Annotated in this window: 17 protein-coding genes and 4 pseudogenes; 10 read left to right on the top strand and 11 right to left on the bottom strand. The window is 74.3% G+C overall.

Annotated elements, in window-relative coordinates; all coding sequences use genetic code 11:
- Nucleotides 1-21 precede the first annotated feature (21 nt).
- The 3 genes and pseudogenes from QC029_RS11920 to QC029_RS11910 all read right to left on the bottom strand — a co-directional run.
- A complete protein-coding gene (locus QC029_RS11920) occupies nt 22-1,245 on the bottom strand; it encodes an FAD-dependent monooxygenase (RefSeq protein WP_279555557.1) in 1,224 nt (407 codons plus the stop codon).
- A complete protein-coding gene (locus tag QC029_RS11915) occupies nt 1,242-2,654 on the bottom strand; it encodes an MFS transporter (protein WP_279555556.1) in 1,413 nt (470 codons plus the stop codon). The genes QC029_RS11920 and QC029_RS11915 overlap by 4 nt, the downstream gene beginning before the upstream one ends.
- Nucleotides 2,655-2,656: 2 nt before the next feature.
- Nucleotides 2,657-2,836 (bottom strand): annotated as a pseudogene (locus QC029_RS11910) (hypothetical protein); the annotation flags it as partial.
- A 560-nt stretch (nt 2,837-3,396) separates the two neighbouring features.
- Here QC029_RS11910 and QC029_RS11905 point away from each other — a divergent pair.
- The 3 genes and pseudogenes from QC029_RS11905 (at nt 3,397) to QC029_RS11900 (ending at nt 5,631) form a co-directional block, all read left to right on the top strand.
- On the top strand, nt 3,397-3,909 hold the full coding sequence (locus QC029_RS11905; protein ID WP_279555555.1) for a tetratricopeptide repeat protein: 513 nt from the start codon (nt 3,397-3,399) through the stop codon (nt 3,907-3,909).
- A 166-nt stretch (nt 3,910-4,075) separates the two neighbouring features.
- A pseudogene (locus QC029_RS31095) lies at nt 4,076-4,183 on the top strand (IS5/IS1182 family transposase); the annotation flags it as partial.
- 290 nt (nt 4,184-4,473) lie between these two features.
- Complete coding sequence (locus QC029_RS11900) at nt 4,474-5,631, top strand: tetratricopeptide repeat protein (RefSeq protein WP_279555554.1); 1,158 nt, start codon at nt 4,474-4,476, stop codon at nt 5,629-5,631.
- On the opposite strand, the gene QC029_RS11895 is transcribed toward QC029_RS11900, so the two are convergent.
- Both QC029_RS11895 and QC029_RS11890 read right to left on the bottom strand, forming a co-directional pair.
- Entirely contained in the window at nt 5,614-6,531 is a 918-nt protein-coding gene (locus QC029_RS11895) for a hypothetical protein (protein ID WP_279555553.1), read from the bottom strand. The genes QC029_RS11900 and QC029_RS11895 overlap by 18 nt on opposite strands.
- Nucleotides 6,528-6,932 carry a hypothetical protein gene (locus tag QC029_RS11890; RefSeq protein WP_279555552.1) on the bottom strand — a complete coding sequence of 135 codons (405 nt, stop codon included), beginning with the start codon at nt 6,930-6,932 and terminating at the stop codon, nt 6,528-6,530. The genes QC029_RS11895 and QC029_RS11890 overlap by 4 nt, the downstream gene beginning before the upstream one ends.
- Before the next feature lie 136 nt (nt 6,933-7,068).
- Between QC029_RS11890 and QC029_RS11885 the strand changes: the two genes are divergently transcribed.
- Nucleotides 7,069-10,863 (top strand): CHAT domain-containing protein, encoded by a 3,795-nt coding sequence (locus QC029_RS11885; RefSeq protein WP_279555551.1) that lies wholly within the window; start codon nt 7,069-7,071, stop codon nt 10,861-10,863.
- Nucleotides 10,864-11,247: 384 nt separating this feature from the next.
- Here the strand turns inward: QC029_RS11885 and QC029_RS11880 are convergent, their stop codons facing one another.
- The 3 genes from QC029_RS11880 to QC029_RS11870 all read right to left on the bottom strand — a co-directional run bounded on the left by QC029_RS11880 (nt 11,248) and on the right by QC029_RS11870 (nt 12,778).
- On the bottom strand, nt 11,248-11,748 hold the full coding sequence (locus tag QC029_RS11880; protein WP_279555566.1) for a hypothetical protein: 501 nt from the start codon (nt 11,746-11,748) through the stop codon (nt 11,248-11,250).
- Nucleotides 11,658-11,897 (bottom strand): hypothetical protein, encoded by a 240-nt coding sequence (locus QC029_RS11875; RefSeq protein ID WP_279555565.1) that lies wholly within the window; start codon nt 11,895-11,897, stop codon nt 11,658-11,660. Before QC029_RS11875 ends, QC029_RS11880 begins: the two co-directional genes overlap by 91 nt.
- 497 nt (nt 11,898-12,394) lie before the next feature.
- Entirely contained in the window at nt 12,395-12,778 is a 384-nt protein-coding gene (locus QC029_RS11870) for a hypothetical protein (RefSeq protein ID WP_279555550.1), read from the bottom strand.
- 275 nt (nt 12,779-13,053) lie between these two features.
- Between QC029_RS11870 and QC029_RS11865 the strand changes: the two genes are divergently transcribed.
- The 4 genes and pseudogenes from QC029_RS11865 to QC029_RS11850 all read left to right on the top strand — a co-directional run bounded on the left by QC029_RS11865 (nt 13,054) and on the right by QC029_RS11850 (nt 17,047).
- Nucleotides 13,054-13,704: a TetR/AcrR family transcriptional regulator gene (locus tag QC029_RS11865; RefSeq protein ID WP_279555549.1), complete on the top strand. Its 651-nt coding sequence runs from the start codon at nt 13,054-13,056 to the stop codon at nt 13,702-13,704.
- A gap of 32 nt (nt 13,705-13,736) precedes the next feature.
- Nucleotides 13,737-15,872: an ATP-binding domain-containing protein gene (locus tag QC029_RS11860; RefSeq protein ID WP_279555548.1), complete on the top strand. Its 2,136-nt coding sequence runs from the start codon at nt 13,737-13,739 to the stop codon at nt 15,870-15,872.
- 139 nt (nt 15,873-16,011) lie between these two features.
- Nucleotides 16,012-16,116 (top strand): annotated as a pseudogene (locus QC029_RS11855) (IS5/IS1182 family transposase); the annotation flags it as partial.
- Nucleotides 16,117-16,591: 475 nt separating this feature from the next.
- Nucleotides 16,592-17,047, top strand: coding sequence for a hypothetical protein (locus QC029_RS11850; protein ID WP_279555547.1), 456 nt, complete (start codon nt 16,592-16,594; stop codon nt 17,045-17,047).
- Nucleotides 17,048-17,183: 136 nt separating this feature from the next.
- Here QC029_RS11850 and QC029_RS11845 read toward each other — a convergent pair.
- From QC029_RS11845 to QC029_RS11835, 3 genes and pseudogenes are all read right to left on the bottom strand, one after another.
- Nucleotides 17,184-17,351, bottom strand: a pseudogene (locus QC029_RS11845) (IS481 family transposase); the annotation flags it as partial.
- A gap of 217 nt (nt 17,352-17,568) precedes the next feature.
- A complete protein-coding gene (locus QC029_RS11840) occupies nt 17,569-18,432 on the bottom strand; it encodes a trans-aconitate 2-methyltransferase (protein ID WP_279555546.1) in 864 nt (287 codons plus the stop codon).
- Nucleotides 18,433-18,563: 131 nt separating this feature from the next.
- The gene (locus QC029_RS11835) at nt 18,564-19,178 is read right to left on the bottom strand and encodes an XRE family transcriptional regulator (protein WP_279555545.1); all 615 of its coding nucleotides are present in this window, start codon (nt 19,176-19,178) and stop codon (nt 18,564-18,566) included.
- 90 nt (nt 19,179-19,268) lie between these two features.
- Between QC029_RS11835 and QC029_RS11830 the strand changes: the two genes are divergently transcribed.
- Both QC029_RS11830 and QC029_RS11825 read left to right on the top strand, forming a co-directional pair.
- The gene (locus QC029_RS11830) at nt 19,269-20,273 is read left to right on the top strand and encodes an NAD(P)/FAD-dependent oxidoreductase (RefSeq protein ID WP_279555544.1); all 1,005 of its coding nucleotides are present in this window, start codon (nt 19,269-19,271) and stop codon (nt 20,271-20,273) included.
- A gap of 136 nt (nt 20,274-20,409) precedes the next feature.
- A complete protein-coding gene (locus tag QC029_RS11825) occupies nt 20,410-22,029 on the top strand; it encodes a DHA2 family efflux MFS transporter permease subunit (RefSeq protein ID WP_279555543.1) in 1,620 nt (539 codons plus the stop codon).
- The last annotated feature ends 290 nt before the right edge of the window (nt 22,030-22,319 follow it).

Raw genomic sequence — 22,319 nt, 5'->3', positions numbered from 1 at the left:
GGGCCCGGCTGACGTGCTGGGTCACAGCAGCGGGGCGAATCCGGGCAGCGCAAGGGCCGAGTGGGCCGGTCGCGCCGTCGCGGAGGGCATGGTGACGAGGCCGCGCAGCATGGCGTTGCGTTGCTCCAGGGCCCGCGCCGTGGTGGGGAGGAGCGTGGCCGCGCCGTTGTCGGCCAGCGCCTGGTTCACGGCTGTGAACCCGCGCGTGTCGCGTTCGTACGCGGCGAAGGCCGCGGTGTGGTCCCGGTTCACGGCCAGGGCGTTGGCGAGCATGTAGGCACCCACCAGTGCGAGGCTTGTGCCCTGTCCGGTGAGGAACGAGGGTGCGTACGCCGCGTCGCCGACGAGCGCGACGCGGCCGCTGGACCAGCGGGGCATGCGGATCTGACCGGCCGTGTCGAAGAACAGGTCGTCCGCGTCGCGCATGGCGTCGACCATGCCGGGGACCTCCCATCCCGCGCCCGCGAAGGCCGCGGCGACCAGGTCCCGCTGGGCGTCAGGGTCCCGGAGGGCGTCGACCGGCGGTTCCGGCCGGTGGAAGGTCAGGAAGGCGTGCAGATCCTCATCGTCCCCGACGGCGTAGAGAGCCGCGGCTCTCCCCGGTGTGTTCCACACCATGACCTCGCGGGAGAGTCCGAAGGCGTTCGGCATGGTGAATATGGCGAAGCAGTGGCCGAGATAGCGGTGGAACCGCTCTTCGGGGCCGAACAGGGACCCCCGGGTGTGGGAGTGCACACCGTCGGCGCCGACCACCAGGTCGAACGTGCGCCGTTGCCCACCGCGGAAGGCGACGTCGACGCCTTGTCCGGACTGGTCGAGGGTGTCGATGGAGTCGTCGAACAGGAATTCCACGTCGTCGCGGACCACCGCGTGGAGGATCGCGGCCAGGTCCCCGCGGCGCACCTCGAGATCCTGCCCCTCGACACCGCCTGCAACGGCACGCGGGGTGAGCGAGGCCGCTTCGCTGCCGTCGGCGTTGAGGAAGGTGCAGCGACGCGAGCCGACCTGCGCGTCCTGCAATTGCGGCAGTATCCCCATCCGCCGGACCACCTCCGTCGCGGTACCGCGGACGTCGATCGGGTAACCACCGTCGCGCAGCGCGCCCGCCTTCTCCACCACTGTGACCGCGCATCCGGACCGGTGCAGCCAGTACGCCAGCGCGGGTCCGGAGACACCGGCCCCGGAGATCAGGACTTTGCGCTTCGCGGTGGCGCTCACGTTCGTCGACAGGCCGGTCGGCGTCATGCCCGAACTCCTCTTCTCGTGAAACGGACAACGAGCAGTGGCAGCGCGGCGACGAGGCCGGCAACGGCGAACCCCGTGACGAAGGCCGATTCAGTCGGCCGGCCCGTCACCGGCTCGGCCCCGGCATCGAGGATCGCGCCGGCGACCTGGACGCCCAGGGCGACGCCGATCACGCGAGTGACCACGAGCAGGCCGGTGGCGATGCCGACGTCCTTGGCCTCGACGGTGGTGGCGGTGCCGGCAAGCAGCGCCGTGGTACCGACGCCCGCGGCGAACGCGGTCAGCACTTTCGCGAGGACGAGCTGCCACTCCGCGGTGTGCAGCGACGCCAGGGCGATCATCGTGGACGCCGTGACGACGGCGCCCACGAGGACCACGGCACGCGGGCCGAAGCGCCGCGCCGCGACCCCGCCGACCGAATCGCTCACCGCCCCGGCGACGGCGCCGGGCAGCAGGAACAGTCCGATGTCGGTGGTGTCGGCTCCGAAGCCGTACCCGTCGGCCGACACCGCGAACAACTGCGGGAGGAGGAAGAGGACCATTCCGGAACCGGCGGTGATGATGAGGGTGAGCACACACGCGTTCCACATCGCGGGCTTCGCCAGCATCCGTAGGTCGACCATCGGCGAGGCCGCCCGGCGCTCGACGACGACCCACCCGGTCGCGAGGGCGGCCACGACCACCGCGATGGCACCAACTGCGAGTGGCGGCACGCCGTCGCCCCCCGTCACCATCACGAGCCCGAGCATGAACGCGAGCAGCATGCCGCTCAGCAGAACCGTGCCGGGCCAGTCGATCCCGCCGTCCGACCGGATCGGCGGATCGTGCGGCACCAGCCGAGCCACGACCGACGTCGTCGCAATGATCGCGATCGTCGGCAGCGCGAACATCCACTGCCAGGACAGTCCTTCCGCGATCGGGCCGGCCAACAGCACGCCCACCATGCTGCCGCCCGTGAACAGCGCGACGACCAGCCCGATCGCTGCCTGTGACTCTCCTGCCGTGAGGTGTTTGCGCACCAGGATGAAGGAGAGGGGCAGCGCACCCACCATGACGCCCTGCAGTACCTGACCGAGCAGCAACACCGGCAGGTTCGGCGCCAGAGCGGCCATCAGACCACCGGCCGAGACCACGGCCATCAGCCGGACCAGCACCCGCTTCCCGCCGTAGCGGTCGCCGAGTTTGCCCGCGACGGGGGCGATGACAGCGCCGGTGACGAGTAACGCGTTGCCGATCAGAGCCCCTTCGGCGGGACTGACCCCCAGCTCGCGTTGCAGCATCGGGAGCGCGGGCTCCACCACTGACTGCAGGGCGCCGAGGGCGAGCGCCAGGATGCCGAGAGCACCGATCGGCAGCCACCCGAGGCGGACCGGGGAGACCACGGCTTCGGACACGGGCGTCGTTTTCATCGGCGCTCGCCCGGCAGGTCGAACGCCTTCTGCGACCCGGTACCGGGCACGGGGAGGTTCTCCCCCTCCCCGGCCGGTGCCATGGCGGCTCCAGCCGGCACCGGGACACCCGGCCGCAGACCACCCACGAGCCGGCGCCGCCGGAAGGCCCACCGTCCGATTCGGTAGAGACAAGTCGCCATCCGCTGATCACTCCAGACACCACTGGACGAGAGGAACGCGCGAGGTTTCGCGCGCCTCCCACACTTCCCTCCGGCGCCCTGGCGGGCATCGTTCCCCGCGGCCGTCCTGGCCTGGTGCGACCGGACCAGGCCCTCGTCCGTTCTGGTGCCTGCGCACCACAGGCCGCCCCGGCCCGGGGCGGGGCTTGACCGGGAGGACGGTGGCCTGAGCCGCAGCCGGACTGTCCCGCCGCCTGCGGACGAGCGGCGGACCGCCTGCGGAACGAGAGTCCGGCGATGGCCGCCTCGGCGCCCGGGGAGGCGCCGGAGCGGATGCAAGCGGCCGGCGTGGAATGGACTCGCGGACGCGGGAAACCGGGGCGTCGTTCGTCACGATCGGTAGCTGACGGCAGCCCGCCCTCGACGAAGCGGGTATCCGCATCTGCCGGGGAACGTGCCCCCGCCGAGCACGGACGCCGGCGCCGCCGGTGCCGTGCCGGCCCACAGGCGGGCGCCCGCGGACGGGGCCGCGCTATGGTGAGCCGGTCTTCGGACCCGTCGTACGCATGGGGGGCGCAGCAGTGACGACCGACGTGACGCCCGAACTGGCCGAGGCGATCCAGCGCGGCTACGACCAGCGCGACCGGGCGAACATGGCGCCGACGATCGCCTACTTCCAGGCGCTGCTTGCCGAACACCCTGGTCACCCGGTCCTCACATACGAGGTGGGGGGCGCCTACGACACCGCGGGCCAGGAGGAGACCGCCCGCGGCTACTACGAGCGGGCGCTCGCCCTCGGCCTCGACGGTGACGTCCTGCGCCGGTGCCTGTGCCAGTACGCCAGCACCCTGAGGTGGCTGGGCGAGTTGGACGAGTCGCTGGCGGTGCTCGACCGCGCCCGCAGGGAGTTCCCCGGCTCGGACTCCGTACGCGTCTTCCGTGCTCTGACACTCAACGACGCCCGGCGGCCGGACGAGGCGGTGGCCGAGTTGCTCACCGTCGTCACCGGGCACGCCGAGGTCACCGACCTGGGGCGGTGGGCGGTCGGACTGCGCGGCCTCGCCCAGTGGCTCGCCGACGGCCGCCCCGAATAGGAGGCATCCACCCCGCACGGGGCCGGCGCAGGAGGGCCTCGGCCGGTGGACGTGGCCGCGACCGGCACGCACACGGCAGTACTCGACGGAGGACCGGCTTTCCGCCGCGATGAGTGCGGCTGTGAGGACGGAAGCTTCCTCCTCGCCCCGGACGCTGATGCACCACCACCGCCGCCCGGCCCGCGACGACGAAGCCCTCCCGCACCGCTCCGAAGCCATGGTCCGCCTCGCCATGACCGACCCGGTGCCCCGCCGCCTCGCCGGCGAAGCCACCCCCGACCGGCGCGGCACCCGAACTCCGCACCAAACGCCCCGACAGGAACGAAAGGCCCTTCAAGGGGCGCGGGGAACTGCGCGAAGAGGGGCGAATTCGTCGGGGACGGGGATGGGAGGGCGGGGGTGGAGAAACCCCGATGCGCCCCGCCTCAGCGCTCCGCCCGTACGGATGGAACGGTGGCGCACCGGGAACCATCCCGGGTGGGGTGGCGTGCTTCCGGCCGGGGAAACGCGTCCGGGGATCCGCGGCCGCGTCGTCCCGCAGGCCGGGGGGAGGAGGAGCGGCCGGTGTCCAGGGGTCCGGTGACCGATCTGTGGGAGCGTGTCGGGCGTCTCGAGGCACAGCACGGTGCGCTCGCGCTGCAAACCGCCGTCGCCCGGCACGACCTCGCGGGAGCGCTGCACCACGCCGGTCGGCTCACCGAGGCGGAGGAGCAGTACCACCTCGCGTTCGAGGGACTGGCCCGGCGGTACGGCGGTACCCACCCGTTCTCCCTCGTCTGCCTCAACAACCTCGCCCTGGTCCTGCGGGACCAGGGCCGCTGGGACGAGGCTCTGGGCCTGCTGGGCACCGTGCGCAACGGTCGCACCGCGCTGTTCGGCCCCGCTCACCCGCTGACCCTGAACGCGGCCAACAACGCGCTCGTCGTGCTGGTCCGGCGGGGCGACCTGGCCGCCGCCGCCCGGGAGTACCCGGGGCTGCTCGCCGCCTGCGAGGAGACCTTCGGACCCGACGACGCGGGCACCCGCGCGGTCCGCCGGGACTACGCCCACGTGCTGGACCGAATCGGCCGGCAGCGGGAGGCGGCCCGGCTCATGGACACCGCCACGGGCCGGTCGGTCTCGGCGGTGCTCCTCGGCTGCGCCCGCCTGCTGCGCTACACGGGACTCTTCCCCGTGGCGATGACCGCGAGCCGGTACGGCGCCGACCTGACGCTGGGCGCCCACCGCGGCGGCCGGACGGACCTCGCCGACGGCAACGAGTTGAACGACGACGACCTGGGGATCGGATGCCGGGTGGTCGGGCCTCGGAACCGGCAGGCCCCCTACGACCCCGGCCTCGACCTGCGGGAGACCTCCGACCGCGTCGCCGACGCCGTCGGGGCGCTCGGCGAGCACCTGCGCGAGGCGGAGCACGCGCTGGGCCAGGGACGCCTGCGGGTACGGGTCTTCGTCCACCACGAACACTGGCCGCGGCTCAGCGACCCGCCGTCGCTGACGGTCGACCGCCGGCGGATGTCCGCACGCGACCGGGCCCGCCACGACCGCCTGCTGCGCTCCACCGCCCACACTCCCGTGTCCGTGCGGGGCGCACCCGGCCCGCGCCGCCGGCTCACCGGCCGCCGGGACGGCTTCTCGGTGGTGTTCGCTCAGGCGCCGCACGTCATCGTGTCCACGGTCATCGGCCTCGACCGCCGTCCCGCCCCGTCACCCTTCGAGGCGTGAGCGGTCCGTACGGTCCTTGCGCAGCAGGGTGTTCGCCTCGTCGCCCGCGGTGCGGGTGAGGCGTCCCGGACAGTCGACGCCCAGGAGGAGCACCATCTCCCGGCCGTACAGGTCGACCGCGGCCTCGATCAGGTCCGCCTGCGCGCCGACGGCTCCGCGCGCGCGGTGGCGGGCGGTCAGCAGGATCCCGGCGGCGAGTACGGCCGCCGGCCACCACAGCACGGCGAGCGGCAGATACAGCAGGCCCCACGCGGCGAGGCGGGCGGCAGCGGCGCAGCCCGCCCGTGCCGCGGCGAGTTCGGCGCGGGCACCGTCCGGGATCATCAGCCACAGTCTCGGCCACGCGGCCGTCAGATCGAGGTGGTAGCTGTCGTGCACCCGCTGGTCGACCGCGTACAGGCGGTCGCCGATCCACGTCGGCCGTGCGGCCGGCTCGGGGCATATCGCGTCCCTCCGGAGGATCGCCGCCCGCAGCCGCGCGGCCTCGCGCGGAGCCGCGCCGGAGGCGGTGAACGCCCGCAGCGCGGCCTCCACCTCCTGCTCGGCCCGCTCCCAGCGCCGCGCCCGGCGGGCGGCGAGCCGGCGCAGCACCGGCTCCTCGCCCGAGGACCACCAGACCCACTCCACCGCCTGGGCGGTGGCCGAGGCGGCCAGACCCGCCGCGGCGGCGACAGCGGTGAACGCCGCCGCGGCGATCAGCACCGTGCCGAACCGGCCGCTGGCCGGGGTGACCGCCACCTGGTCCAGCCAGGCGGTCAGCGCCCCGGGGTCGAGCGCGTGGGAGTGGCCGAGCAGGACGGCCACCGTCCCGGCGCACACGTAGAAGGCGCCGGGCAGGAGCAGCAGGGCGGCCCAGCGGCCCGCCAACTGCTTGCCCAGTTCGGTCAGAACGGTGCTCACAGCCGGAACTTCCTCGACACCAGGGGCGCTTGCGCCAGTCCGCAGCGCGGCGGTTCGGCCCGCCCACGACCGCGCCCGCCCTGCTGTTCCTGGGGCTCCAGCCGGGAACAGGCAACACCCGCCGGACAGGCCCACACGGTCACCACGGGGTGCGACCGACCGCCCCGCAGCGGCTCGAAACCGCGGTCCCCGAGCGTGAGTCCGTCGATGCCGTGGCGGGCGAACGCGTCGTCCAGCGCGTCCAGATCGGCGGCGACCGAGGGGCCGTGTACGCCGGACCGCACCGCCTGGCACAGCCGGTCCAGTTCCGCGCCCGCCCCGAAGCGCTCGGCCCGCTCGCGCAGTCCGTCGTCGCCGGCCTGGGCACACAGTCGCGCCAGCCGCTCCGCAACCTCGTCCATCACGCGCCTCCACTCCCCTCCGGCCCGTACGGTCACGCCGGTCGGCACCAACCTACCCGTCACGGACGGTGGTCGGCCCGGGACGGCGCGGAACCGGAGGGGCCCTGCGGACGTTGTGGGAGGTGGGGGTGGTGTCGTGGACGACGCGGTACTCGGTCCGGATCTGGCGCGGTACGCGCGCACCGGCGACAGCAGGGACCTGCCGCCGCTGCCTCCCGCCGAGCTGCCCCCGGCGCCCGGCGCCGACCCGGTCACCACCGCTCGGCTGGTGCTGGTGCGCTGGTACCGCTATCTGCACCTGCCCGGCGTGGCCGGCCTGCCCGAGTACCGTGCCGCGCTGCACCTCGCGGGCACGCTGGACGCCGTACCACCGGGCCTGCCGCCACTGCCCGAGACCCTGCACGCCCGGGTGGGGCAGGGGGGCCGGCGCGGAAGGTGGGCGCGCCGGGGGGCGCGGCGCCGCGCCACGGGCGAGGCGGAGCCGGTCACCCTCGGCGCGGCCCTGATCGACCAACTCCTGTTCCTGACGGAGCGGTTCGAAGAGGCCCGGGACTTCTCCGCGCTCGACACCGTGCTGGATCTCCAGACGCGTCTGCTGCGGGACGGTGCCGCGTCGGCGCGGGAGAGGGCCGCGCTGTTCACCGACCGCGCCCGGCTGATGCTGGCCGTCGGCGAGCTGGGCGCCCACCGCTCGTACCTCCAGGAGGGCGAGCGGTGTGCCGCCGAGGCGGCCGAGCGGACCGCCCGGCGGGTCGTGCCCGACGATCCGCACCTGGCCGACCGGCTGCTGCTGAAAGCACGCTGCGCCGCCGCCCTGTACGACCCCGACGCCGACCCGTCCGGGCTGGAGCGGGCGGTGGGGGACCTGCGCCGGGCGGCGGAGGCGGCGGCCCGGCTGACCCCCGTGCACCTGCACCCCCAGCGGGAGCTGGTCGCCACCCTCGTCAGGTGGTACGAGGCCGGCGGGCCGCAGACGGCCCTCGCCGACGCGGTGGCGGCGGCCCGCGACCTGGACCGCGCCACGGACGCGCGGGACCGCCGGGCCCCGGAGCACCGGCGGTGGCTGGCCGACATCCAGCGGCGGGCCCGGCCGCTGCTGGGCGACGCGGCCGTCGACGCCCTGCTGGACGGGGGCGGCGGCCGGGCCGCCCGCACCGACCCGGCGCGACTGTTCGCGTGGTGGCGCACCGCCGACGACCCCTCAGCCGCGCCGGCGGACCGCCGGCAGGCCGCGCAAGCCCTCCTCGACGCGGTACCGGCGGACGACGAGGACCGGCCGGGCGCACTGGTGCTGGCCGCCGAGATGGAGGTCCTGTACTGGGAGAGCGGCGGACCGGACGCGTCGCTGGAGCGGGCCCGAGCCCGGGCCGTCCGGGCGGTGGACGCCGCGCCGCCCGGACACCGCCTGGCCGGACGGGCCCTGGCGGCCCTCGCCCGGTCGACCGTGCGGCTGGCGGCCACCGCCTCGCCCGTGCCCGACGAGGCCCTCGCCGAGGAGGCGGTGGGGTTCGTCCGGCGGGCGGCGGCCGAACTCCCCCCGGACGAGCCGGACACGCCCTCGCGGCTGGACGGGCTGGCGGCACTCCTGATCGACGCGGCCAACGTACTGGTGGACGAGACACTGCTGCCGGAGTCGGTGGACCTGCAACGGCGCGCCCTGGAACTGACGCCCGGGGACGCACCCTTCCGTCCGTTCCGCATGTCGACCCTGGCCGGTGTACTCAATCAGCTGGCGGAGGCGTCGGACGACGTCGCACTGGGCGAGGAGGCCGTCGCCGTGGCCCGCGCGGCGGCGGACGCGCTGCCCGCGGACCACCCGAACAAGCACGAGCTGCTCTTCAACCTCGCCACGTCCGTGCTGCGGTGGAAGGGCGAGGGCGAGGGGGCCGTCGCGCGGCTGGACGAGGCCGAGCGGCTCTACCGGACGGGCCGGGCCATGCTGCCCGACGACCACCCGGACCACGCCCGGTTCCTCAGTTCCATCAGCCAGGTGCTGCACCTTCGCCACCGGGAGACCGGGGACCGCCGCAGTCTCGTCGAGGCCGTCGCCCTGGCCCGGGAGGCCGTGCGGCTCACTCCCGCGCACGATGTGTTCCGCACCGAACGCCACATACTGCTCGCCCGTCCCTGCACCGCCCTGTACGACCTGACCGAGGAGGAACCGGAGGCCGCCGCCCTCCGCGCCGAGGCACTGGCCGCGTGGGAGGTCGCCGTCGCGGACGACGGGTTGCCGACCCGGGAGAGGCAGGAGGCGCAGAAGAAGCGCGCGCGGCTCGCCCTGGCCGACGGCGACCCGCACCTCGCGCTGCAAGCGCTGGAGGACGTCCTGGCGGAGATCCCCCGCATCGCCCGGCGTTCCCTGTCCGGACCGGTCCGCAAGGGCACCGCCCGGCAGGCGCCCGGACTGGCCGCGCAGGCGGCGGTCGCCGCGATCGACAGCGGTCGGCCCGAACGCGCGGTGGAGCTGCTGGAGCAGGGCCGCGCCATCCTCTACGCGCAGGCCATGACAGGCTGGCGGCTGCGCGCGCTGCTGCGCACGGTCGACCCCGGGGCCGCACGGCGGCTGGAGGAGATCGACGCGGGCCTGGCCGAGGCGGACTTCTTCGCCAACATCACCGCGGTGGAGGTCAAGTCCCAGGTGCGGCGGGCCTCCGGCCGCGTGGTGACGAAGAGCGAGACGTCGTACGACCCGCGTTCCCGCGCGGCCGCCGGGACCCGCAGGCTCGCCGCCGAACGCGAGGCCATCCTCGAACGCTTCGCCGGCACACCCGAGTTCGCGGAGGCGGTGCGACCACCGGCCCTGGCCGACCTGCGCCGCCGGATCGCCGGCTCACCCGTCGTCCTCGTCCTGGCGCACCGGGACCGCGGCGACGCCCTGCTCGTTCCGGCCGACCCCGGGCGGGACATCGTGCACATCCCGCTGCCGGGCCTGACCCGGGGCGCGGTGGAGCGGCAAAGCGCGCTCATGGAGGCGGCCGTGCGCGACGCCACCGACGTGAGGGTCGACCACGACCGGCGGGCGAAGGCCCAGTCGGAACTGCACGCCGTCCTGGAGTGGCTGTGGGACGAGGTCGCCGGCCCTGTGCTGTCGAGGCTGCCCGACACCGCCCGCCCCGGCGCCCCGAGACCGAGGCTGTGGTGGTGTCCGGTCGGCCCCGTGGTGCGCCTGCCGCTGCACGCCGCCGGCCACCACATCCGGACGGGCCCGCACGGCCCCGTGGACCCGCCGCCCACCGTCATCGATCGGGTGATCTCCTCCTACACCCCGACGCTCGCGGCACTGGCCCACTCCCTGAGGGACGCCCCGCGCCCGGCGCCCGCCACCGCACGGAGCACGGGCGCCCTGGTCGTGGCGGCGCGGCGGACCCCCCACCTGCCGCCGTTGCCGCAAGCGGAGAAGGAGGTGGCGGTCGTCCTCGCCGCGATTCCCGGGTCCCGGGCGCTGATCGACGAGGAGGCCGATCTGGCGGCGGTCGAGGAGGCCCTGCGCGAGCACGCCGTGGTCCACTTCGCCTGCCACGGGGACAATGACGCGGCGATGGCGATCCTGCGCGGCGGCGGCCTGCACCTGTTCTCGGGCGAGACGCTGACCGCCGCGCAGATCCAGGAAACCGAGCTGGACCACGGCGCCCTGGCGTTCCTGTCCGCGTGCAGTACGGCCGAGCCGCACCCCGGCCTCCCGGACGAACCGATGCACCTGGCGGCGGCCTTCCAACTGGCGGGCTTCCGCTCTGTGATCGGCACCCTCTGGCGGGCGCCGGACACCCCCGGGATGGCCGGCGAGGTCTACGCGGCCCTCACGGCGCGGGGCACCCGGCCCCCGGACACCGCCGCCTCCGCCGAGGCACTGAACACCGCCGTCCGAGCCGTTCGCGACGCCTACCGGGCCTCCCCGACCCGCTGGGCGGCCTACCTCCACACCGGCGCCTGAGCCCGGTCCCGCGCGGGGCGGGCGACGGGTGACGACCCCGCGCCCGGCCCGTCGGGCGGGCGACGCCCGGTCTCCGCCCATACGTTCCCCGCACGCCCAGGTCGTGCGCCTGCCGGCCCCGGAGCCCACCGAGGCGGAAGCCCCGGGCCGGCGCCACGCGTGGTCGGCGCCACGCGTGGTCGGCGCCACGCGTACGAGGGGACGCCCGCCGAGCGGCGATGGCACTGCCGGCCGGACCGGCCGGGAGCGCGGCGGGCCGGTCACGGCGGTCACCGGCCGGATGCCGCGGCGATTCGGCGGCACGGCCCGCAGCGCCATTGCGCTGCGGCTTCCACACACCGGGCGGGGCTCGCAGCCGGCACGACCACCGGCTCTCCCAGCGCCCTACGCCGCACCAGGTGCGCATCGCCGGCGATCGGGGGCGTGATGGTGAGGCGCGGCGCGGGTGTGCTGCCGTGACCCACACGTGCAAGGACCACTCCCCACCGCCCCCTCCCGGTCCTGCGTGGACTCGGAACTCCGGGCCCGAGGCGAGGTGCCTCCGAGGCGCACGCCCGGTACGGTCCTCGGCCGTGCGGAAGGCTGCCGTGGAACGGGTGCGGCGGCGTTCACCTGCTCCACGACCTCGGCGTCCGGGCCACCGGCGGTCGCGGGGATCCCGTCCGGGTCCGCCGGCGCGGAGGCCGTGGTGGTGGGAGTGGGCGAGGGGCCGGTGGCGCCGGAGATCCTGGTGACCCGGACCGCGCCCACTTTGAACAGCGGCTGCTTGGACACCGGGTCCCATTCGGTGATCGTCAGCTCGTTCGCCGCGCGCGGGTGCCCGTCAGGTGCGGCGCCGTCGGTGCCGGGCTGGTCCCAGTAGCCGTAGTGGAAGGGCGCGAACACGACCCCGTCGCGACCGCGGCCGATCCGCGCCGGGGCTTCCATGGCTCCCCGGGGGGCTCCACGCGCACCAGGTCGCCCTCTGCCACACCGAGCCGTTCGGCGTCGCCGGCGGACAGCTCCACCCATGCCCCGGGGGCGGCGCGGCGCAGTCGGCGGGCCCGTCCGGTCCTGGTGCGGGTGTGGAAGTGGCAGGCGGTGCGTCCGGTGGTGCCGTCCCCGGGGGTGTGGGGGTTCGGTCAGGAGGTCGTCGGCCGGGCGGCGGGTCGGTGGGCAGGGACCCGTGCAGGGCCATCCACCGCGGATCGGCGATGCCCTTGCGGGCCGGCAGGCCGCGCAGCCGGTCGTGATCGGTGCGGACGCCGTCGACCGCCCGGCGCAGCCGGGTGCGGGCTTCGGGTCGGCGTCGCCCGTGGTGACGTGCCCGTCGGCGTGTCGCCTGCCAGGTGACCGAGCGCCGTCGGGCCGAGCAGCGGCAGCACCGCGAGGACGAGGAGGAACACCGCCGAGAGCCGGCTGAACGCGGTGGTGCCGGCATCGGCGACCGGATGCCGGGCGGTGGCGCCGAAGACGACTGCCGGGCCGGCCGGCAGGCCGCGGGAGGGGACCGAAGCCACAGGCCGCCCGACCGGCCGCGTGGCAGGTGGCCTCACCGCAGCCGCAGAAAGCTCCGGACATCGTCATGGCCGTCGAGGGCCCTGCCGTCCACGTCCGACGGGTCCGCCTCCGCGCGTGCGGCCAGCGACTGCGCCAGTGCGAGGGCCTCACCGCCGAGACGTCCGAAGCGCCGGGCAAGGTGGCCGAGGCACAGGCCGGCCAGTCCTGGCAGCGGACTGCCCGGCGCGGCCCGTGTCCCGACCTGCACGCACCAGTGCTCGACGAACTCACCGTCGTCGTCGTTCAGCGCGCTCCCGACCAGGGCGCAGGCCGCCGCGCCTTCCGCCGAGCGGTCGCGCAGAGCCCGCTCCAGCGTCTCGGCCACCGCCTGGTGAGGCAGCGCGGGGGGATTCTCAAAGCTCGGAAGGGGGTGCACCCCGCGAGGCTACGCGTCCCATGCGCCCCTGGCACTCGACCGGCAAGGCCGGGACGAACACAGCCTGATGCGGCACCAGCCGGCGCGCTGGGCCTCAGCTTCGATCTTCCGCCTCCCGCCGCGGGGCGGTGGGAGGGCGGCGGGTCAGGGGTGACGGGGGCCGGCCGTCGGGGCGCCGGTGGGGAGAGGGGGTTCAGGGCCGGGAGGGCTGAGGGGGCGGCGGGGCCGGGAAGGCGTGGCTAACGCACGGCTGGTCGCTGCGTACGCTTCCAGGCATGGACGACGTGGGCGGGCTGCGCGAGCGCAAGAAGCGGCAGATGTACCAGCGGTTGTCGGATACGGCCATCGGGCTCTTCCTGGAGAAGGGCTATGAGCAGGTGACCGTCGCTGATGTCGCGGCAGCCGTCGACATCTCCAAGCCGACGCTCTTCCGGTACTTCCCCACCAAGGAGGACCTGGTCCTGCACCGGCTGGCCGACCACGAGGGGGAGGCCGGCAGGGTGGTCGCACACCGCCCGGCCGGGTGCTCTCCGCTGGAGGCGCTGCGACGCCACTTCCTGGACGGGCTCGCCCGGCGTGACCCGGTGACCGGCCTGAACGATGAGGCCGAGGTGCTCGCCTTCCACCGGCTGCTGTACGGGACGCCGTCGCTGGTGGCGCGCCTGCACGCTCATGTGGAACGGAACGAGGCCGCCCTGGCCGATGTCCTCGGCAGTGAAGCCGGCGGTGTCGTCCGGGCGCGTCTGGCCGCCGGGCAGATCGTTGCCGTCCAGCGCGTCCTCGCGCAGGAGAACTGGCGCCACATGACCGTCGGTCGCAGCGCGGACGCGTTCTACCCCGAGGCCGTGGCAGTGGCCCGGTCGGCGTTCGCGCAACTCGAGGCCGGACTGCCGCACCTTGCCCGGCCTTCGAAAGCAACCGGGTAAAAAATGTTACCCGGTTGCTTTATTGTTGGGGGATGCCACGCTCCGACTCCGCACTCAGTGACGCCCTGGCCCGGGAACGCGCCCACCACGACTCGTGCCGAGCAGCGCTGAAGGCCATGGTCGACGGCGCGCGGGAACAAGTGGCCGTCGGGGAGGACGCCTCCGCATCCGGCGCCGACGCCGAAGTGCTCGGCTACCGGTTGCGCAGCCAGGCCAAGGAACTCCGGGAACTGCCCGAGGGCCCGCTGTTCTTCGGGCGCCTCGACTTCGCCGAGGACCCCCGGGCCGCCGGCGACCACGCCGGGCAGGAGTACCACATCGGGCGCGTGCGCATCGCCCACGATCCGTCCGCCCCACCGCTGGTGGTCGACTGGCGCGCGCCGGTGGCGCGCGCCTTCTACCAGGCGAGCGCCCGCAACCCCCACGGCGTCGCCGTCCGGCGCCGCTTCGGCTGGTCGCCTGCCGGCCGTGGTGACTCGGCCGACCTGACCGGCCTGGAGGACGAGCACCTCGGCGAGGGCGAGGCGCGGGAAAGCAGCATCGTCGCCGATGAGATCGAGCGCCCCCGCATCGGCCCCATGCGCGACATCGCCGCCACCATCCGGCCCGAGCAGGACGACCTCGTACGTGAGGACCTCGCCACGTCCCTCTGCGTCCAGGGCGCCCCGGGCACGGGCAAGACCGCGGTCGGACTGCACCGCGCCGCCTACCTCCTCTACACCTATCCGCAACGTGTCCGGCGCGGCGGGATGCTGATCCTCGGCCCCAACCGCGCTTTCCTCTCCTACATCTCCCAAGTCCTGCCTGCGCTCGGCGAGACCGGCGTGCGGCAGTCCACCCTCGAGGACGAGATCGCCCGCCACCCGGTCACGGCGCAGGACAGCGACGCCGCGGCGGTCGTCAAGCACGACGCCCGCATGGCGGAGGTCCTGCGCCGCGCGCTCTATGCGCGGGTGAGCGCGGAGGCGACGCAGTCGCTCGTCCTGCCGGACGGTTCCTACCGCTGGCGTGTGCCCGCCGACGAACTGCAGCGGATCGTCCGCGACGTGCGCACCGAGGAGCCCCCTTATGCCGTGGGGCGCGAACGCGTCCGCACCCGCATCGTCCGCGCCGTTCAGCAGCAGGCCGAGCGCCGCGCCGGCCCCCGCACCGACACCTGGGTACAGAGGATCTCCCGGGCCCGCCCGGTCACCGCCCTGCTCAACGCCCTCTGGCCCACCGTGCACCCCGAGGAGACCCTCGCCGGCCTGCTCACCCATCCGGACACCCTGGCCGCCACGGCCGAAGGCGTCCTCGACGCGGACGAGCAGAAGGCCCTCCTGTGGCCCAGGCCACCGCGCTCCCACAGATCGGCGCGCTGGTCGGCGGCCGATCTCGTACTCCTCGACGAACTCGCCGGTCTGACCGAGCGCCCCGCCGGTTACGGGCATGTGGTGATCGACGAAGCGCAGGACCTGTCCCCCATGCAGTGCCGCGCCGTCGCCCGCCGTTCATCTTTCGGGTCGGTCACCGTCCTCGGGGACCTCGCCCAGGGCACCACCCCCTGGGCCGCGCGCGACTGGCCGCAGTTCCTCTCCCACCTGGGGAAGCCGGACGCCGTCGTCACCCCGCTCACCACAGGATTCCGCGTCCCCGGCGCCGTCGCCGAACTCGCCAACCGCCTCCTGGAGCACCTCGACGCGGACGTACCGCCCGCCCGGTCCCTGCGCCGCGACGGAGTGGCGGGCATCGAGGCGACCCACGACACGACCGCCGCGACGGTCGCGGCGGTGAACACAGCGATGGAGCACGCGGGCTCCATCGGCGTCATCGCAGCCGACACCGAAGCGCAGGAACTCCGTCGCGCTCTCATCGCGGCCGGGCTCCCGGCGTCCGGACCGGACACCCCTGGAGCCCGCCTCACCGTGGTGCCGGCCTCCACCGCCAAGGGGCTGGAGTACGACCATGTCGTGGTGGTCGAGCCCTCGGCCATCGTCCAGGCCGAGCCCCGCGGCATGAACCGCCTGTACGTAGCGCTCACCCGGGCGGTCTCCCGCCTCCACGTCGTGCACTCCCTCCCCCTGCCGCTCGCGCTCCGGCCCCCGGAGCCACAGCACACCGAACCCCCGGCCTCCCGAACACCGAGCACACCCGAGACTTCCGACGTCCGCCTGTCGGCCGGTCCTTGAGCACGGCCGGAAAACGACGGCCTGGTGAGGCCATGGGGACGGAGGCAGGCCGATCCCGGCCAGGGCGCGAGCGCCGGGCGGGGCCGTCAGCCCGCCCGGGCTGAGGCGGTGAGACGGGCCCCGCACCCCGTCCACCGCCGAGCGCACGATCAACCGCCCGAAGCACTTCCGGGCCGTGGCCACGCGCTGTGACGGGCGGGCCCGCGTCTTCCACGGGACGGCCGGCGCCGCCTCGGTCCGACTGCCGACGCCGGCCATGCGTGAGGTGATCCCGTGTGCTCGTGCGGCCGGGTTGCCGCGGCCCCCGGTTCGGGAAAGTCCGGCGCCCCGGCCGCGGGGCGATCGTTACGCTGTGGCGGGCCGTCAAGACGAGCGCGCGGAGGGGGACATGCGTACATCCGGAGCCCGAAGCACCGAGTACGCCACCACCGCCGCCGAGCCCTCCCCTTCCCCCCGCGTACGGAGCCTCCCCGGTGGACCTGGTGGGTGGGCGGGATCGCGATTCCGCTGGTCGGCATCGCGGTGACCGTGGTCGTCAGCGGAGACCCCGATCCCGTCGCGGCGCCTGCCCCGCTTCCGGTTGCCGACAGCCCTCAGCCCGCCCTCTCCACTCCGCCGAGCCCGGCCCCGTCACCGGAGGCGACTTCGTCACCGACCGGGGTCCGACCGCGTCGGCCTCGCCGGAGGTGGACTTCCGAGCACCCGCGGGGTACGCGCAGGTGCAGAAGGCGATGTGGGGGCTCGCGCCCGCGCCCTGCGGGCAGCACGAGCAGCAGCTCGTGGACCTCGACGACGGGCGGAGCCGGGCAGAGCCGGAGGACGGCGGCGCGGTCAGGGACCCCGGTGGGGCCGAGCTTCTGTACTGGCCCGACACGTGCACCGGCATAGGTGACCACATGCTGCGGGCGCTGCCCGGCACCCGCGTGGGGCTCCTCCGGGCCGGCATGCCGAAGTCGTTCGAGTCGTGCGAGGCCGCAGCCGAGACCGGCTTCGGCGCCCTTGCGCTCTTCGAGACCGAGGAGCGTGAGGAACGGGGCTTCGCCGAAGGCGCGGCGCTGTGCTCCGTCACCGACCGGGGCGCTGTCGCCATGGCTGTGATCGAGCACATGGACGGGGGCGGGACGTCCGATGTGTCAGTCAGCGGCAGCCTCTACGTGTGGCCGAGGTCGTCCTGACCGCCTGGGACCCGGACCGGACCGGAGCGTGTTGCGGAAGGCCGTGAGCAGGCGGGTCGAGCTGTGGTTCGGCCTCGCGTCGATCATGCGGTGAGGACGGGGGCGTATAGGTGGGCGTCGGCCTGGACCGCTCGGTGTGCCGACCCGCGGGGTTGCTGGCGCGACCGATGGGCGGCTGCCCGTCGAGCGCGGTACGGCACCGGTGGTGGTTGTAGGTGTGCGGGAGGCCGACCAGGGCATCGGTGCGTTCGGCATTGCCGGAACAGGGGCGCGCGTGTGCCCGCTCGTCGAGCGGGGTGCGATCTGCGGTGCGGTCCTGAATGCTCCTTTCCCCTCCGCCGCGCTGTGGGGTCGCGGCGATGGCGCTGTGCGGGCGTGCGCGGACGTGGTTGCGGACGTGCGCGGGCGTGGGGTTGCTCAGCCAGCGGAGCGCGTGGCCCTGCGCGGGCGGTGGTTGTGTATGGGGCGGGCGATTGGGTGCCGGGGCTGGCTCGGCAGGCAACCGTGGGCTGCGCCGGGTGTCAGGCGCGGCGGGCGGCCCAGACGGTGCGCTCGGTGCGTACGGCGAGATCCTCGCGGCGCAACAGGCCGTTCGGGCTGTCGGTGTCCAGGAGCTCGTCGAGTGCGGCGAGGTCCTCGGGGCCGAGGGCGGGTGCGGCGACGCCGCGGATGCGCTGCAGGCTGCCGTAGGCGTAGCGGCCGATCGCTTCGCTGCGCTCACCTTCGATGCCGATGGTGATGGTGCGCTCGTCCTCGACGGTGAAGCCGGCGGCTGTCAGCATCGGGCCCCAGTCGGCGCCGCGGTGCGGAACGTGCTCGGCGTGGAAGCTGTCGGCCGCGGCATGTGCGCGCTCTTCGAGGCCGGGCCGGTTCTCCGGGGCGTGGGCGGGCAGGAAGCGGGGGAATCCCGCGAGCTCGACGACGGCGAACAGGCCGCCGGGGGCGAGCAGTTCGCGTACCCTCCGCAGGGTGCGGTCGGGGTTGGCCATGTGGTGCATCGAGGCCGAGGCCCACACCAGATCCGGCGTGCCGAGGTCGGGCCAGTGGTTGGTGTCGAGGTCGGCCTGCACGGTCCGTACGCGCTCCTCGACGCCGCGGGCGCATGCCTTCTCGCGCAGGAGTCGGAGGTGCCCGGCCGAGGTGTCGACGGCGGTGACGTGCGCGTCGGGGAAGCGGTCGAGGAGCGCGAAGGTCCCCGCGCCGGTGCCGCAGCCCAGATCCACGATCCGGCGCGGCTCGCTCTTCAGCGGCAGCCAGGCGGTGATGGACGCTGTGTGCTCGGCGAGCACCTCGGCGTCCAGATCGAGGATCTCCGCCTGACCGCCGTGGTCGGGGTGGTGACCGTTGTCGCCGTGGCGGGGGGTGTGCTGATGCGTTTGGGCCATGGCGTCACCGTAAGCCGACCATGCTCCTGCCGCACGAGTACTTGCGGGATGCGCAAGAGAGTGGCTTGATGTGCTGCCCGCCGCGCAATACCACCCACCGCGCCGTGGGCCTCCGGCGTGGCCGCGGCCCGCTATTCGCGGGGGCCCCGGGTGCCTCCGCGGTCGGCTTCGGAGCCGTCGGCGCCGGCGTCCTTCTGGTGGCCGCGGCGGGCGTCGCGGTCGAAGATGCCCATGATCTCGCAGGGCCCGCCCTCGGCGCCGATGGCGTGCGGCATCATCGTGGGGAACTCCGCGGCCTGGTTGGTTTCGATGCGAAAGCGCCGGTGGCCGAGCATGAGGACGGCGGTGCCGGACAGCACCACCAGCCATTCGCGGCCGGGGTGGGCGCGCATGCGGGCCGGGTTGTCGGGCGGCGGGTCGGTCATCCGCTGGCGCATTACGCTCATACCGGGATCGCCCTTTACGGGCCAGCGCATCAGGCCGTGCGCGCCGTCGATCATCGGGCTGATGACGACGTCGTCGGCGGCGTTCTCCACGAGCTGGTCCAAGGTGGTGTCCAGTGCGCGGGCGAGGGTGACCAGCTGGTCCAGGGCGAGGCGGCGCCGACCGTTCTCGATACGGCTCAGTGAGGACTGGCTGAGGTTGGCGCGCCCGGCCAGCTCCTCCAGCGACCAGCCCTGTGCGACGCGCAGCGCGCGGATCCGTTTGCGTACGAGGCTGTCCAGCTGCCCGTCTTCTTGCGTCATAGGCAACATGGTATGCCCTCGATGCAACGCGGGTTTAGCGTCGGGCACAGACGGCCCAGCACGGGGCCGGGTACGACGAAAGGGCGCGACATGTCTGCGCGGACTTCCCGCTACGAGAGCGACGCACTGCCCACCGAGACCGTGGACGCGGTGGTGATCGGCGGCGGCGCCGCGGGGCTGAACGGCGCGCTGGTGCCGGCCCGCTCGCGCCGCTCGGTCGTCGTGATCGACAGCGGCACCCCGCGCAACGCCCCCGCCGCCGCCGTGCACGGCTTCATCGTCCTGGACGGTACCTCGCCGCCCGAGATCCTCAGGCGCGGACGCCGGCAGGTCCGTGAGTACGGCGGCCGAATCGTCCTCGGGGAAGTGGCCACGGCCGGACCCGCCGCCCCCTCGGCGGAGGGTGATCCGCGGTTCACCGTCACCCTGACCGACGGCCGCACGCTGACGGCGCGCCGGGTGCTGGTGGCCACCGGCCTGCGCGACGTGCTGCCCGAGGTGCCCGGCCTGGCCGAGCACTGGGGCCACAGCGTGGTGCCCTGCCCCTACTGCCACGGCTACGAGGTGCGCGACGAGCCCATCGGCATCCTCGCCACCGGCCCCGCCTCCGTCCACCACGCCTGGCTGTTCCGCCAGCTGACGGATGACCTCGTCTACTTCACTCGCGGCACCGGCCTGGACTCCGGGACCCGCGCCCGCTTCGCCGCCCGCGCCATCCGCGTCATCGAGACCGACGTCAGGGAGGTCGTCACCGAGCAGGGCGCCCTCGCAGGCGTCCGCCTGACCGACGGCACGTTCGTGGGGCGGCGGATCCTGGCCGTGGCCACACGGATGCGGGCCCGTACCGAGGGCTTGGAGGGCCTGAGGCTGCCGGTGGAAGACCTGCCCGACAACATGGGCCGTCGGATCGCCTCCGCCATGGCCGGCGCCACCGGGGTCCCCGGCGTGTGGGTGGCCGGCAACGCCACCGACCTCACCGCCCAGGTCGGCGCCTCCGCTGCGGCCGGCGCCCTGGCCGGCTCCCACATCAACGCCGTGCCGGCCGCCGCGGACACCGACGCCGCGCTCGCCGCCGCGCGGAAGGCCACCGGCTGACGTGTAAGCCCCGCTGCTGAAGAGCCGCGCGGACCGCCGTCCAGCGGTCCGCGCGGTGAGCGAGCCCCTGTCTCACCGACCTGGCGACCGGTCCCGTCCCGGCGCTGGTTCCGCATGCCCCTTCGGGAAGGAAACCATGAGTGCCAACCAGTCCCCCCAGCCGGCGGCCGCGTCGGCCGGCGGCGCGGGAACGCCGGATGCGCGTCGGCTGCGCGCGATCCTGATCACCGTCTCGATCGCGTTGATGGCCGTCATCGCATCGGTGTCCGGGCTGAACGTCGCCCAGACCCACATGGCCGTCGAGTTCGGCGCCTCGCAGACCACCGTTCTGTGGATCATCAATGTCTACGCCCTCGCCCTGGCCGCGCTGCTGCTGCCGCTCGGCGCGATCGGCGACCGTCTGGGCCGCAAGCCCGTGCTGATCACCGGACTGATCGTCTTCGGCGCCGCCGGCGTCGTCGCGGGACTCGCTCCGTCGGCCGGAGTGATGATCGCCGCGCGCGTGGCCGCCGGTATCGGCGCCGCGATGATCATGCCGATCACTCTCGCCGTCATCACCTCCACCTTCCCCGAGGAGGAGCGCGGCAAGGCGATCGGCGTGTGGACCGGTGTCGCCGGAGGCGGCGGCGTCCTGGGCATGTTCCTCTCCGCCCTGCTGGTCGACGTCGCCGACTGGCGCTGGCTGTTCGCGCTGCCCGTGGTCCTGGTCGCCGTCGCGCTGGCGATGGCTCTGAAGTCGGTGCCCAACTCCCGCGAACGCTCCACCCGTTCCTTCGACACCATCGGTGCGCTGGTCTCCGCCATCGCCGTGATCGGCCTCATCTTCGTCCTGCAGGAAGGCCCCGAGCGCGGCTGGACCGCCCCCGTCACCCTGATCAGCCTGGCCGTCGGCGTCGTCGCCGTCATCACCTTCGTGGCCTGGGAACTGCGCCGCCGCGACGCTTTTCTGTTGGACGTACGCCTCTTCCGCGAGCGCGGCCTGGCCTCCGGTTCGATCACCCTGCTGGTCGTCTTCGGCGTCCAGGCCGGCATCGCCGTCGTCCTCTTCCCGTTCTTCCAGGCGGTGCTGGGCTGGTCGGGGCTGCTGTCCACGGCGGCGATGATGCCGATGGCCGTCATGATGATGGCGGCCTCCGGCCTGGCCCCGAGGATGGCCGCCAAGGTCGGCGCCCGCTCCACCATGACCGTGGGCGTCGCCCTGGCCACCCTCGGTCTGGCGCTGATGGCGCTGTTCGTGTCCGTCGACGGCGGCTACCCGTCCATCCTGGCCGGCATGCTCGCCATGGGCACCGGCATGGGTCTGTCGATGACGCCCTCCACCGAGGCCATCACCAGCTCACTGCCCCGCGCCAGGCAGGGCGTCGCCTCCGCGCTCAACGACGTCACCCGCGAGTTCGGCACCGCTCTCGGTGTCGCCACGCTCGGCGCGCTCCTGGCGAACGGCTACCGCAGTGCCGTCGACGGCAGGCTCGAGGGCATGCGCATCCCCGACGGGGCCGCGGACACCGCCCGCGAGGGCGTCGCCAACGCCATCGAGGTCGCACCCACCGCCGGCAGCCACTCCCGGGGCCTGATCCACGCCGCACAGCAGTCCTTCGTCGACGGCTGGCAGCAGGCCATGTGGATCGGCGTCGCCGTCATGGCCGCACTGCTCCTCCACGTCGCCCTGCGCGGCCCGGAGAACACCGCACCCCTCCAGCCCGGCGCCGGGGCGGCCCCGGAGGCCGGGGTCGCGGGGAGCGTCGCCGCTCGCTGACCTCGGGGGAACTCCGTGCGGACGGGGCACGACGCGGACGGAGCACGACACCGCCCGCACGGCAGACGGCCGTCGGGCACATCGCGACCTCACGGTGTGCCCGACGGCCGCACAGCGCCCCGAGCGCAACCCGGTACCCCCGATCACGTACGGGAGCAGCGCTCATGAGCACCATCGAGCCGACCGCGGACGACCTCGGCGACCTCGATGAGGCCGTCTTCGGATACGACTTCGCAAGCATCGATTTCCGGGCCGGCGGGCCGGCGTCCTGCCGGAGGCCGGATCCACCG

The sequence above is a fragment of the Streptomyces sp. DH37 genome, assembly GCF_029813835.1.
Taxonomy (GTDB): Bacteria; Actinomycetota; Actinomycetes; order Streptomycetales; family Streptomycetaceae; genus Streptomyces.
Note: the sequence above shows the minus strand (reverse complement) of the source record. Positions and strands in the feature narration are given on the sequence as shown.